11 protein-coding genes are annotated in these 13,618 nt (G+C 62.0%); 7 read left to right on the forward strand and 4 right to left on the reverse strand.

All coding sequences use genetic code 11. From position 1 onward, the window contains the following. Positions 1–111 precede the first annotated feature (111 nt). The 7 genes from PspS35_RS20010 to PspS35_RS20040 are packed head-to-tail and all read left to right on the forward strand — an operon-like array spanning position 112 to position 9,438. On the forward strand, positions 112–927 hold the full coding sequence (locus PspS35_RS20010; RefSeq protein ID WP_159936480.1) for an ABC transporter permease: 816 nt from the start codon (positions 112–114) through the stop codon (positions 925–927). Then, positions 917–2,185, forward strand: a complete 1,269-nt coding sequence (locus PspS35_RS20015) for an ABC transporter ATP-binding protein (protein ID WP_159936481.1) — start codon at positions 917–919, stop codon at positions 2,183–2,185. Before PspS35_RS20010 ends, PspS35_RS20015 begins: the two co-directional genes overlap by 11 nt. After that, positions 2,182–3,504, forward strand: coding sequence for a polysaccharide pyruvyl transferase family protein (locus PspS35_RS20020; RefSeq protein ID WP_159936482.1), 1,323 nt, complete (start codon positions 2,182–2,184; stop codon positions 3,502–3,504). Before PspS35_RS20015 ends, PspS35_RS20020 begins: the two co-directional genes overlap by 4 nt. After that, positions 3,497–4,201 (forward strand): 2OG-Fe(II) oxygenase family protein, encoded by a 705-nt coding sequence (locus PspS35_RS20025; RefSeq protein ID WP_159936483.1) that lies wholly within the window; start codon positions 3,497–3,499, stop codon positions 4,199–4,201. The genes PspS35_RS20020 and PspS35_RS20025 overlap by 8 nt, the downstream gene beginning before the upstream one ends. A gap of 11 nt (positions 4,202–4,212) precedes the next feature. Next, positions 4,213–6,342 (forward strand): glycosyltransferase, encoded by a 2,130-nt coding sequence (locus PspS35_RS20030; protein WP_159936484.1) that lies wholly within the window; start codon positions 4,213–4,215, stop codon positions 6,340–6,342. Positions 6,343–6,388: 46 nt separating this feature from the next. Next, positions 6,389–7,366 (forward strand): class I SAM-dependent methyltransferase, encoded by a 978-nt coding sequence (locus tag PspS35_RS20035; protein ID WP_238785903.1) that lies wholly within the window; start codon positions 6,389–6,391, stop codon positions 7,364–7,366. Positions 7,367–7,380: 14 nt separating this feature from the next. Beyond that, entirely contained in the window at positions 7,381–9,438 is a 2,058-nt protein-coding gene (locus tag PspS35_RS20040; RefSeq protein WP_159936485.1) for a glycosyltransferase, read from the forward strand. Here the strand turns inward: PspS35_RS20040 and PspS35_RS20045 are convergent, their stop codons facing one another. The 4 genes from PspS35_RS20045 to wecB are packed head-to-tail and all read right to left on the reverse strand — an operon-like array spanning position 9,439 to position 13,396. After that, positions 9,439–10,308 carry an NAD-dependent epimerase/dehydratase family protein gene (locus tag PspS35_RS20045; protein WP_159936486.1) on the reverse strand — a complete coding sequence of 290 codons (870 nt, stop codon included), beginning with the start codon at positions 10,306–10,308 and terminating at the stop codon, positions 9,439–9,441. It lies immediately after the preceding gene. Beyond that, on the reverse strand, positions 10,301–11,212 hold the full coding sequence (locus tag PspS35_RS20050) for a glycosyltransferase family 2 protein (RefSeq protein WP_159936487.1): 912 nt from the start codon (positions 11,210–11,212) through the stop codon (positions 10,301–10,303). Before PspS35_RS20050 ends, PspS35_RS20045 begins: the two co-directional genes overlap by 8 nt. Then, positions 11,190–12,296 (reverse strand): glycosyl transferase, encoded by a 1,107-nt coding sequence (locus PspS35_RS20055; protein ID WP_174244828.1) that lies wholly within the window; start codon positions 12,294–12,296, stop codon positions 11,190–11,192. Before PspS35_RS20055 ends, PspS35_RS20050 begins: the two co-directional genes overlap by 23 nt. After that, positions 12,293–13,396, reverse strand: coding sequence for a UDP-N-acetylglucosamine 2-epimerase (non-hydrolyzing) (gene wecB, locus PspS35_RS20060; RefSeq protein ID WP_275113826.1), 1,104 nt, complete (start codon positions 13,394–13,396; stop codon positions 12,293–12,295). The genes PspS35_RS20055 and wecB overlap by 4 nt, the downstream gene beginning before the upstream one ends. Positions 13,397–13,618 lie beyond the last annotated feature (222 nt).

Consider the following 13,618-nt stretch of genomic DNA (forward strand, 5'->3'; position numbering starts at 1 on the left):
TTAAACCGGCCCGATATTCCCGCCATTGAATAATCCTTGAAACACTTATAGCGAGACGGCAATTCCTGACTAGACTCATGACCGCACTGCACTGGCCATGGGAATCGTTGGATGAGTCAAGCAAACACACAGGCCGGAATGTTTTCCAGTCCGTGGCGACATAGAGAACTGTTGGTATCCATGGTCCAGCGGGAGGTAATTGGTCGGTATCGCGGCTCCATCATGGGGTTGTTGTGGTCGTTCCTGAACCCGCTCTTCATGTTGCTGGTGTACACCTTCGTGTTCAGCATGATGTTCAAGCTGCGTTGGCCCCAAGGCAGCGGCTCCAGAACGGAGTTCGCGTTGCTGGTGTTTGCCGGCCTGCTGGTGTTCAACGTGTTTTCCGAATGCGTGAGCCGTGCGCCGGCGCTGATCATCTCCAACGCCAACTACGTCAAGAAAGTCATGTTCCCCCTGGAAATCCTGCCGTGGGTGACGCTGGGCGCGGTGTTGTTCCATACCGGGGCCAGCCTGGTGATCTGGCTGGTGTTCCACTTGGTGTTTTTCGGCCTGCCTCCGTTGACCAGCCTGCTCTTGCCCCTGGTGCTGTTGCCACTGGTGCTGTTTACTTTGGGCATCGCATGGCTGCTGGCCTCGCTGGGGGTTTACCTGCGCGATGTCGGCCAGATGGTCGGCGTGCTGACGACGGCCTTGATGTTTGTCTCGGCGATTTTCTACCCGACCAGCGCCTTCCCTGAGGCCTACCAGGGCCTGCTGCACCTCAACCCGCTGACACGGGTGGTCGAGCAGACCCGGGACGTGCTGTTTTGGGGCATCGTGCCAGACCCCTTCACCTGGGCCTGCGGCCTGCTGGTTGCCAGTGGCGTCGCGTGGCTGGGGTTCACCTGGTTCCAGAAAACCCGCAAAGGATTTGCCGATGTGCTCTGACATTGCCGTGCAAACGGCCCACCTGAGTAAGAGCTATCACATCTACGACACGCCCAGGGATCGCCTGTGGCAGATGCTGTCCCGTGGCAAAAAGCATTTCTACCGGGAGTTCTGGGCACTCCAGGACGTGTCGCTGGAACTGCGCAAAGGCGAAACCGTCGGCATCATCGGCCGCAACGGCAGCGGCAAGTCGACACTGCTGCAACTGATCTGCGGCACGCTGAGCGCCACGTCCGGCAGCATTCAGAGCCATGGGCGGGTCGCTGCGTTGCTGGAGTTGGGTTCGGGCTTCAATCACGAATTCACCGGACGCGAAAACGTCTACATGAACGGGGCCGTGCTGGGGCTGAGCCATGCCGAAATCGAAGCCCGTTTCACCGAAATCACCGACTTCGCCAATATTGGCGACTTTATCGACCAGCCGACCAAGACCTACTCAAGCGGCATGCTGGTGCGGCTGGCCTTCGCGGTGGCGGTGTGCGTGCAACCGGACATCCTGATCGTCGACGAAGCCCTGGCGGTGGGGGACGCGTCCTTTCAGTTCAAATGCCTCAACCGTCTGGAGGCGCTGACCCAACAAGGCACTACGCTGTTGTTCGTGTCCCATGACATGGGCATGGTCAAGCGCTTTTGCAATCGGGTCATCTACCTGCGTGAAGGCAAGGTGCGCGCCAGCGGTTCTCCCGAAGAAATGGCCGAACTCTACCTGCTCGAAATGCGTGACGAGCAGCGCCGTTGGGCCAGCGGCGGCACGGTGCCGGTTGCCCCCAAGGCGTTTCTGGCCAAACAGGGCGGTATCGCTTTTGGCACGGATGAGGGCCATATTGTTGCGGCCTGCTTTACCAACACCGGCAGCCTGTATTCGAGCTTTGTGTATGGCGAGACCATCGAGTTGCGCATCGAAACCCGAGTGCGCGACACCATCGAACTGCCGACCATCAGCGTGACGATCCAGGAAGCGCGGCTGCTGGTGATCGGCGGGGCGAATCTGCCGCTGCACATGGAGGGGGCGCAAGACGGCTGGCGCAGAGCGACGATTAGCGTCCGCTTCCCGGCCAGCCTCGCGGCGGGCAAGTACCACATCACCCTCAAACTGATGAACGGCCACACTGAAGAGACTGCGCAGTTGATCGAGAAACAGGTGGCGCTCTTGGCCTTCGACACCTTGCCTGGCACCAAGGACTTCCTGGGTTTCGTCGACCTGGGAATAGAAGCCAGCCCTGGCGCTCAAACGATCCAATCCGGGGAGCTGCAATGAGTCGAGCATGGCAGGTCGGGATATTCGGCACGTTCGATGTCGCCAATTATGGCGACCTGTTGTTCCCCATCCTTGCCGAGGCGGAGCTGACCCGGCGATTGGGGCCGATAACGCTTCACCGGTTTTCCTATCATGGCAAAACCGTGCCTGAATGGCCGTATGAGGTCACGTCAGTGACCCGGTTGCCGGACATCGCCAGCCAGTTGGACGGGGTGCTGATCGGCGGGGGCTTCATCATTCGCTTCGATAAGGTCGTAGCCACCGGTTATTACCCGCCGGACGCCTCCATTCATCACCCCACCGGCTACTGGCTGACGCCGGCACTGATCGCGTTGCAACACGGCGTCCCGCTGATCTGGAACGCGCCAGGCATGCATTGCAACGACATCCCGCCCTGGGCCGCGCCGCTGGTGAAGCTGACCCTGGATCACAGCCCCCACATCAGGGTTCGGGATGCGCTGTCGCAGGCGGCCCTGGTCGGTGTGTCGCAAACGGCCCCGGTGCAAGTGCTGCCCGACACCGCCTTCGGCCTTCCACGGCTGCTCGACCCCCACTCACCGTCAGCCCAATTCCTGGCATTACGTGCTAGCGCCGACCTGACCAAGCCTTACCTGGTGGTACATGCCATGTGGGGGTTGGACAGTTTCCTGGCGCTGTGGCGAACCCATGCCGGTCTATTCGAGGACTTGCAGCTGTTGCTGCTGCCCATCGGGCCAGTGCTCGGCGATCACCCCGCCGTGCTGGGCGATGATCTGGAGCGTTCACGGTGCCTACCCTATTGGCCCAACCCCCTGCTGCTGGCCGAGGTGCTCGCCCATGCCGAAGGCGTGATCGGGCACAGCTACCACTTGGCGATCAGCTCGCTGGTGTTTGGGGTGCCGATCTTCTGCTCGGCAGACCTGGGCACCGGCAAATACACCGCGCTGCCCAGCTATGGGCGGATCTTCCAATTGCGCCGGGACCAGGCGATAGACCCGCAGTGGTTTCGCGCGCAGTTGGGCAAGCAGCCGATATCGGCCGTCACCGCCTCAGCCATAGAGCAGGTCGACGCCCACTGGGACCGGGTGGCAGAGCTGATCCGCGAAGGGCGCAGGCCTACCGCGCCCGCCCTCAACCGTTACTGGCAGGCCTTGCCTGGCGCTCTCGAAGCGCTCTATTCAGAGATGCAATGCCAGGCCGCCGACCGGCAAACCGAACACGAGCACCATCAACAGGTGCTTGAAAAGCTGTATCAATCCAACTCTTTCAAGCTGACCGCGCCGTTGCGCCATGCGCGCCGTACTTTGCAGAAATGGCTGGGAGCCCTTCGACATGATTGACCTGAGCAAACTGACTGCCCATCGCTTGGAAACCGCCCCGTACGCCTGGGCCGAGATCGCAGAGCTGTACGCCCCGCAAGATGCCAGGGCGCTGGCCGAAACCTACCCGCATGATCACTTCAAGACGGTCTCCGGCTACGGCGGGGCGAAGGACTACGAGTACGAGGCGCGGCAATTGATCGCCATGGGCAGCCACGAAGTGGTCCACCCCGAGGCGTTAAGCCGCGAATGGCAGGCATTGACCGACAGCCTGCGTTCACCGCACTACCGCGAGGCGATGTCAGCGCTGACCGGGGTGGATTTGACCCAGGTGCCCATGGAGGTCAACGTGTTCCATTACGGCCCCGGCGCCAACTTGGGGCCTCATCCGGACCTGGGCGACAAGCTGGTCACGCACATCCTGTATTTCAACCAGACGTGGAACCCGGCCGAGGGCGGCTGCCTGCAAATCCTCGGTTCTGGCGCCCCCACCGATGTCGTCGCGCAAGTGATCCCGGTGATCGGCAACTCGGCCATTCTGGTGCGCTCGGACAATTCCTGGCATGCCGTTTCACGGGTGGTGGACGGTTGCCAATCCTCCCGGCGCAGTGTGACCGTCACGTTCTACCGCCCCGGCTCCAGCAGCTCGATGTGGCCCGCCGGCGACCAGACGCCACTGCACGCGTATGGCGAGCAAAACAACGTAACGCACCCGTGAAGGATCACGACATGGATAAGGACACCCTGGCCACGCTTGAGCATGACCGCATGCGCGTTGAGCGCGATGCGGCCAACCGACAGCGCGACGCGGCGATTGCCTATATCGCCATGTTGAAAAACACGCGGTCCTGGCGGATCACCAAGCCGTTGCGCGCATTGCTCCATTGGGTGCGGTACCGATCCCTGCACACGGACGCCGAGACCCTCGACTTCCTGCACCAGGGCAGTGCTCCCCTCGACACCCCGTCGACAAGCCGTGGGTCGTCATCGCCTGGCGACGCACCGACAGAGAACCGCTTCGATATCCTCTGCTTCGCCAATATCGACTGGGCCGCGCGCTTCCAGCGCCCCCAGCAGTTGATGAGCCAGTTCGCCCGGCATGGCTACCGTGTGTTCTACATCCTGCCCTCGCGCAGTGCCGAGCCCGGCCACGCCTACAGCAGCCTTGAAGTGGCGCCCGGCGTCTTCGAAATTGCGCTACAGCGCCATGCGTTCGTGGACTGCTACAACCAGCGCCTGGGGGAGGCAAACCTGCAGGCCTATTCAACGGCGATCGAGCAACTGGCCAAGGACCTGCGCATAAAGACCGCAGTGTCGGTTGTCCACCTGGCCTTCTGGGCCCCACTCGCCGCGCAGTTGCGCCGCGAGCATGGCTGGAAAATCCAATACGACTGCATGGATGACTGGGTGGGCTTTCCGGGTATCGGCGAGGTGCTGCTGGAGGAAGAGCAAAGCCTGGTTCGCGACGCCGACCTGGTGACGGTCACCGCCGCCTTGCTGCACGACAAATGGGCCACGGCGAGCAGCAACTGCCTGCTCTTGCGCAATGGCGTGGATTTCCAATTCTTTGAGCGCAACTGCGTCCCCAACAGCCTGCTGTCGGATACCCCACGGCCCTTGATCGGCTTTTACGGGGGCCTGGCCGAATGGGTAGACCTCAAGCTGATAGCCACCATCGCCCAGCAGCGCCCAGACTGGAATTTCGTGCTGATCGGCGACATCTTCGTCAAGGACCTGGCCGGCCTGGACCGCCTGCCCAATGTGCAACTGCTGGGCAGAAAGCCCTATGCCCAGATGCCGTTGTACCTGTACCACTTCAATGTCTGCCTGATCCCGTTCCGGCTGTATAACGTGACCCACGCGGTCGATCCGGTGAAGTTCTACGAGTTCATCAGCGCGGGCAAACCAGTGGTATCGGTGCCGCTGGAAGAAATGAAGCTCTACGACGACTACGTGTATTTCGCCGATGGGCCCCAGGCGTTCATCGAACAGATCGAGCGCGCCCTGAGCGAAACCAATCTCGCGGTCGCCACCGAGCGCGTGGCACTCGCCAGCGCCAATGACTGGCGCAACCGCTTCGACGCCAACCTCAGCGCCCTGACGGCGTTGCATCCGAAAGTGTCGATCGTGGTCGTCACTTACAACAATGTCGAGCTGACCCAAGCCTGCATCAAGAGCCTGCTGCGCAATACCACCTACCCCAATTACGAGTTGATCATCGTCGACAACGCGTCTTCGGACGATACCGGCAACTACCTGCGTTACCTGGGCCGCACCCACGCCAACATTACCTTGGTACTCAATGACCGCAACCTGGGCTTCGCCGCGGCCAATAACCAGGGGCTCAAATTGGCGACCGGTGACTACCTGGTGCTGCTCAACAACGACACCGTGGTGCCCAAGGGCTGGGTCGACCCGCTGCTCAAGCACCTGCAAGACCCGCAGATCGGCCTGGTCGGCCCGATGACCAACTCGGTGGGCAACGAAGCGAAGATCAGCGTCGACTACGTTGACATCGCCAACATGGAGGCCTTCGCCGACCGCCACATCGCCCAGCACCGTGGCCGCACCTTCGATATCAGCATGCTTGCCATGTTCTGCGTGGCGATGCGCCGCGACGTGTTCGAGCGCATCGGCTGGCTGGACGAGGCGTTCGGCATCGGCATGTTCGAGGACGACGACTACAGCCGGCGTATCCAGGCGGCGGGCTTGAGGACTGTGTGCGCAGAAGATGCCTTCATCCATCACGTTGGCCAGGCCTCCTTCAAGAAGCTGATTGCCAGCGGTGAATACCAGGCGCTGTGGGACAAAAACCAAGCGTATTTTGAAAGCAAGTGGGGGGCATGGACACGTCCGTAGCCGCAGCGACAACCGGGTACGCACTGACCAACCCAAGGAGGACACCGTGTTCAAGCGAATCATGAGCAAGCTCAGCGGCAAGCTGGGAGAGATGAGCGCCGACAAGCAAGTCACGGCCGATCACTGGTCGGAAAACATGGCCGGTTCCGACGCCTTTTCGGCGGATGTGTACTGGCTCGCCGTCCCGGCCGTACAGCGGCGCCATCAGCACAAGGCAACAGCCGGCAGCGGCCACCCCGGCTGGGTGCAGTACTGCCTCAAAGAGTTCCTGGGCGATCGGGTGCAAGGCGCGCGGATGCTCAGTATCGGCTGTGGCACCGGCACCTTGGAGCGCGAGCTCTACCGGCTCAATGCGTTCGAGCACTGCGACGCTATGGACATCGCACCCGGCGCGCTCGACGCCGCCAGGGCCGAAGCGCTGGCGATGGGGGCGTCGACGATCCATTACTCGTTGTGCGATATCGAAAAGACCGATCTGCCCGCCCATCACTATGATGCGGTCTGGTTCAATGGTTCGCTGCACCATATCCGGGAGCTGGAGGTGGTCTGCCAGCGGGTGGCCCGCAGCCTGAAACCCGGCGGCTGGCTGTTCTTCAATGAATACGTCGGGGCCAACCATTTCGCCTTTGATGCGCAGCAACGTGCCGCCATCAGCCATGCGTTCGGCTTGATTCCCGAGCAGTTTCGCCGCTCGTTCGTGCAGGGCTCATACGGTCAGGTGCAACAAGTGGTGCCATTGCCCGACCCTGCCGACGTGGTCAAAGTCGACCCCTCGGAAGCCGTGCGTTCGGCGGATATCCTGCGCGTGGTGGGGGAGCACTTTGATATTCGGGCGCTGAACCGCTGTGGCGGCTCGCTGCTGCAGTTCCTGATGCACGGCATCGCCGGCAACTTCAAGGAAGACAACCCACAGTCGTTACGGGTGCTGCAAATGCTGTTCGACATCGAAGATGGCTTGATCGAATCCGACACGCTGAAAAGCGACTTCGTGATCGTCGCCGCCTCACCGCGAACGTCCGGATAAGGCGGCCCTCCCCTATGCTGACCGATCGGCGTCCCTCGCGCTGGAACCGCTGGCGCGTGGCCTACCATCGGCTGCCATTGCCGGCCGGGGTGAAAAAACTGCTCGCCGCGCTTTACCGACGGGTAGTGCTCCGGGCGGTACGCGCACTGCGCGGCGCCCTGAAGCCCGCGCACGGTTTCGTCAGCCCTTCACCGGCTCCGCAACCGCAGCAGGCCGGGCTGGCGGACTACATTATCTGGGGCGCTATCGACTGGGACTTCAGGCACCAACGCCCTCAACAACTGGCCCTCGCGCTGGTCGCTGCGGGACGCCGGGTCATCTACGTTTCGACATCTCTGGTAGACGCCCGCCACTCAGGCTTTGAGCTTGAGGCGCTGGACCAGGAGCATCGGGTGTTCCAGGTCCACCTGTGCGTACGCGGCGCACCGCTCATCTACGCCGCAGCGCCGAGCACCGCGCAGGTACAACAGTTGCGCCACAGTATCGGCGAGGTGCTGCTCTGGGCCGGCTGTGCACGGGTGATTTCCCTGGTGCAACACCCCTTCTGGTGTGACGTCGCCGCTGAACTGCCCGACAGTCGATTGATCTACGACTGCATGGACCATCACCAAGGCTTCGGCAACAACGCTGCGCACATCCTGGAGCTTGAGCAGCGCTTGGTCCGCGACGCCGACGTGCGCCTATTCACCTCCGACTGGCTGGCCCAGCAATGGCCGCAACAGCGTGACAGACCCAGCGCCGTGCTGCGCAACGCTGCGGATTTCAGCCAGTTCTGCAACGCCCCGGCGTCGATCTACCGTGACCGGTTGCAGCGCTCGGTGATCGGTTATTACGGCGCCATCGCCGATTGGTTCGACCACGCGTTGGTGATCCAGATCGCCAAGGCCTTTCCCCAGCATGTGGTGCTATTGATCGGCGCCGATACGGCAGGCGTTAGGGCTCGATTGCGCGGCTGCCCGAACGTCGAGTTCATCGACGAAGTGCCCTATGCCGAACTGCCTTATTACCTGCACGGTTTCGACCTGTGTATCGTGCCGTTCAAGGTGACGCCGCTGACGCTCGCCACCAACCCGGTCAAGGTCTATGAGTACCTGAGCGCCGGGAAACCAGTGGTCGCGGTGGACCTGCCGGAAATGCAGCAGTTTGGCGCACAGGTGCAGATCGCATCCGACACCCCAGGGTTTATTGCCGCCGTCGCCCAGGCGCTGGCGCCATCAACCACCGAACAGGTTGCACAACGACAGGCGTTCGCCGCCCAACAAACCTGGGCACACCGCGCCGATGCACTGATGGCCCTGGCCGAAATTCGCAAGCACGCGCCCCGGACCAGTGTCATCGTGGTGACCTACAACAACCTGGCGCTGACACGCGCCTGCCTGGACAGCCTGGCGCGAAACCACGAATCGCCCGCGCTGGAGATCATTGTGGTGGACAACGCGTCCAGTGATGGCAGTGCTCAATGGCTCTCCGAATGGGCTGCCGGCAGCGGGCAGACCGTGATTTTCAACCCCGACAACCGTGGTTTCGCCGCCGCAAACAATCAAGGCCTGGCGGTTGCCACGGGCGATTACCTGGTGCTGCTCAACAACGACACGCAGGTGACGTCGGGGTGGGCGAGTACCTTGCAACGGCATTTGCAACGCAACCCTGAGCTCGGCCTGATCGGCCCGGTGACCAATAACATCGGCAATCAGGCCAAGGTCGACATCGGCTACGCCAGCCCCGCGGACATGCCGCAAGCGGCCCGACGCTATACCTGCCGGCACCTGGGTGAGTTAGTCCGGCTGCCGACCCTGGCATTCTTCTGCGTGATGATGCCGCGCAGTACCTACACGCGCATCGGCCCGCTGGATGAGATCTATGGGCGGGGCTTCTTCGAGGATGACGACTACTGCCGGCGTGTCGAACAGGCCGGGTTGATCAACGCCTGCGCGCATGATGTGTTTATCCATCACCACCTGTCGGCGTCGTTCAAACTCATGCACCAGGGCGAGCGCCGTGCGCTGTTTGAACGCAACAAGGCGCTGTATGAGGCCAAGTGGGGCCCGTGGGTGCCCCATGAGCATGAGTGACTAACCCAAGTCCTGTTTCGACAGCACAAAAGCCCTGGGCGCAAAGCCGAGGTCCCGGGCTGCATCCCCATGATCGAAAACCAAATCCTGGTTCATGCGCTGCGCCATTGCCGCCGACCACTGGCGATAGCGCGGCAGGCAGCGCAGCAGCGGCACGGCAATTCGAAATACCCAGAGCGGCACCGTGAGCAAGCGCGGGCGCCGGTTCTGTGCGCTGAACACGCGGGCCACCATGTCTCGGTAGGCCAGTGTCTCCCCGCCTGAAAGGTTATAGGCATGACGGCAAACCTGAGGCGCCTGCATTGCACGCACACAGGCCATCGCCACATCCTCGGCATGCACGGGTTGGCGCAACCCCACCGCCCGGCCAAACAGCGGGAAAAAACCGAAACGGCGGATAACCCGGGCGATCTCGGCGATGTTTTTGTCGCGCCCGTCGCCGTAGATCAACGTGGGGCGCAGGACGCCCCAATGGACCTGATGATGCAGCGCCCAGTCTTCAAGCCGAACCTCGGCGTCGCGCAACTGGCTGGCCAGGCGCTGCTCTTGCAAGTCATCGGAGTGGCTTTTGGTAAAACAACTGGTGGATGAAAGGGCGATGACTTTGCGCGCACCGCAGGCCTGCAACAGCGCAAAATACTGCGGCAGCACCCAGATCGGCGCCACGCAGATCCACACCGCAATCGGTTGCACAGGCGCCGGTTCCGCTATCTCGCCTAAACGTTGCCAACGAAGCGTGCCGCTGTCCTTACCGTGCTGTTCTTGCCGTGAAAACGCGATGACCTTGCACGGCTCGCGCTCAAGCAACGCCAGCACATGACGCCCCACCAAGCTGCTGGCCCCCAGTACACCCACCGTGACCTCAGGCACGCCCACCGCCCAGTCGAGCCAGCGTCAACTTGACCGCATGGTAGGTCGAGACCATGCCGAAGCGCAGCCACACCCCCATCACCACCCACCACCACAGCACCTTGGGGTACTGCGCCCTGAAATACGTTTCGTAAAAACGCACCATGCCCCGGTGTTTGTGCCACTCGACAAAGAACGGCCGGCTGCGGCTGCACGCGCCCCGCCAGTGCATGACGCGCGCCTGGGGCACAAACACCACGCGCCACTGTTTGAGTTTGAAACGCATGCACCAGTCCAGATCTTCGCAGTGCAGAAAATAGCCTTCGTCCCACAGGCCTACGGGCGCCAGGACCTCGCGCTTGACCAGCATGCAGGCACCGGAAATGGCCTCCACCGCGACCGGCCCGTCGGGCAGTGGCTCACGATGCAACAAGAAATCTGCGCATAACGAGGGAAACAGCCAGTCCAGGCGGGACAAGCCAAACGCCCGCACAAACGCGCGCCTTGGCGTGGGGAACACCCGCCGTCCGCCCGGCTGTTCAGACCCGTCGGGGTTACACAAAAACCCACCCACCATACCCGCGCCAGGATCACCGTGCAGCGCATCCATCATGTGCCCCAACGCCCCCGGCATCAGCACGCAATCGGGGTTCAGGAACAACAATGTGCCGGCCTCGGAAACACCCACGCCGGTGTTGCAGGCCGCGGCAAAGCCACTGTTGTGGTTATTCCTGATGATGCTCACGCGGGCATCGGTCTCGTACACCTCCAAGTGCGCCAGGCTCCCGTCGCTCGAACCGTTGTCTACCACGATCACACGCAAGGCGCCTTCCCTCAGCGCCGACGCCACACAGTCACCGATCAGCGGGCCGGCGTTGTAGTTGACGACGATCACGTCACAGTTATGGATAAAGCTTGGCGGCATCAAAACGCGCTTCCCATGAGTGTTGCAGTGCAAAGGCACGGGCTTGATCACAATTGCGCTCACACTGCAGAGCGGCCTCGGCCAACGCGGCGAGATCAGTGCGTGAGTGGCTGATAAAAACCCCCGGCAGGTCACTACGCCCGTGCATCTCGCCAAAATCGGTCGAGATCACCGGCAAGGCCAGTGCGCGATATTCGTAGTATTTGATCGGGTCGACTGACGCGGTAAGCGCGGTCTGCTTGAAGGGAATCAACCCCACATCGAACTGCGCCATGGCGTTCAACGCAGCCCCATGGCCACACGCAGGCAACACCACCACATTGCCTGGCAGCCCCGCGCCCAAGGGCCCGAAGACGGGCCCGATCAAACGAATTTCATCGTTCGGCCGAGCCTTGGCCAACGCGACGACCCAGTCCCAGTCAAACCAGGCAGCCATCGTGCCGACGTAGCCGAACACCTTGCTTGCCGACACGGCCGGCGCGGGCTGCACGGCGCAGATCGCCGACAGGTCGAGGCCGTTGAACACCCGGTGGACATCACGTCGGTAACGCCGCCACTGCGCGTCGAGGCCGGAACTGGACGCCCAGATCACGTCCACTTGTTGTGCAATCAGCCGCTCACGGCGCGCCAGCGCAGACCGCGAAAGCCCTGTGTAAAACGCCGGGAAGTCGTCCATCGCATCGTACAACGACGAGCAGTGACGAAGCCGCCGCAACAGCAAGTGCGCAAGCGCCGAGGGTTTGCCGACCACCAGCAAGGCTGGAGAGTCGCGGGTGAACGCATCGATGCGGCGCAACGCCTGTCGCCAGAAAAACCGGTTCACCCAGCTCGCACCGGGTATCGGCTCAATGGGCAAGCCACCCGGGTTGATCACGCTAAGCCACGACGGCGTAACAGCAGACGGATTCGTCGCCGGGGCTGCCGGCGAATGCCTGAGATCACTCCACCGGGGCAGTCGCGTGGGGTAAGGGTCGACCCACAGCACCGGCGCCCCCGTGCGGCGGTGAACCCACTCGACAAACTTGTGCGGCCGCTGGGCAAAACTGTCCCAGGGCAACGGCGAGAGGAAGACCAGACGCTTCAAGTAAAGTGTTCGCGCAAGACAGTGACGATGCGCCCGGCCGCCAGCCCATCGCCGTAGGGCGAGACACCACGTGCCATGGCGCGATAGGCCGACTCGTCGTCCAACAGGCGCTGCGCCTCTTCAACAATGCGCGCACAGTTCGCGCCAACCAGTTTCACCCCACCCTGCTCCACCGCTTCCGGCCGCTCGGTGTCATCACGCATCACCAGCACCGGCTTACCCAACGCAGGGGCTTCCTCCTGGACGCCTCCCGAGTCGGTCAGGATGAAATACGCTGCTTTCATGGCGGCGATGAACGCCGCGTAATCGAGGGGCGCACACAGCTTGAAGTTCGCGATGCCCGCCAGGGATGCATGGGCAACCGCCTGGATATTCGGATTCGGGTGCACGGGATACAGAAACTGAACGTCTGGGTTGTTCTCGGCCAGGGTTCGCAGCGCTTGGCAAATGTTGCGAAACGGCTCGCCAAAATGCTCTCGACGGTGGGCCGTCACCAATACCAGGCGCTTGCTCGGGTCAAGCGCCTGGCCCAGTTCCGGCGCCTGGGCGGCCGTCGCAAGCAGCGCATCGATTACCGTATTGCCCGTGACGAAAATGTTCGCACTGCAGACCCCCTCTTTCAGCAGGTTTTGCCGGGCACCTTGCGTCGGCGCGAAGTGCCATCGCGCCAATTCGCTGGTCATGACCCGGTTGGCTTCTTCGGGAAAGGGCGATTGCTTATCCCAGGTGCGCAGGCCGGCCTCAACATGACCCAGCGGTATGCGGTGATAAAAACACGCCAAGGCACACGCCAGCACCGTGGTGGTATCGCCTTGCACCAGCACCACATCGGGCTGCTGCTCCAGCAGGACGCCGTCCAAGTCGAGCAATAACTGGGCCGTCAGGGTGGTGAGAGTTTGATTTGGCCGCATGACGTCCAAGTCGATATCGGCCTCGATCCCGAAAAAGCCCAGCAACTGATCCAGTAAATGACGGTGCTGCGCCGTGGCGACAACCCGCACATCGGCCCAACGCTCTTTTTTCAAGGCCAAAATGACCGGGGCCATTTTGATGGCCTCGGGACGCGTCCCGACAACACAAAGAATTTTTTTTACCGGCACAAACCTATTTCCCTATCCGGAGGAAGCTGAATCACTGCGCTATTTATTCATCAGCCGTTTTGCGCACATTCCGTTGTGCCTTTCGATGCTGCGGCCTTCAGGGCCTGGCAAGCACGGTACAGAGAAGACTCTTGGAACATTTTGATACTAACGAAGCCAGCATAGGCACAGATCGGAAGACCTGCACGGCGCCACGACCTGGCAAGCGACGAGAGGCAGCTT

Source organism: Pseudomonas sp. S35 (assembly GCF_009866765.1).
In the GTDB taxonomy this organism is placed as follows: domain Bacteria; phylum Pseudomonadota; class Gammaproteobacteria; order Pseudomonadales; family Pseudomonadaceae; genus Aquipseudomonas.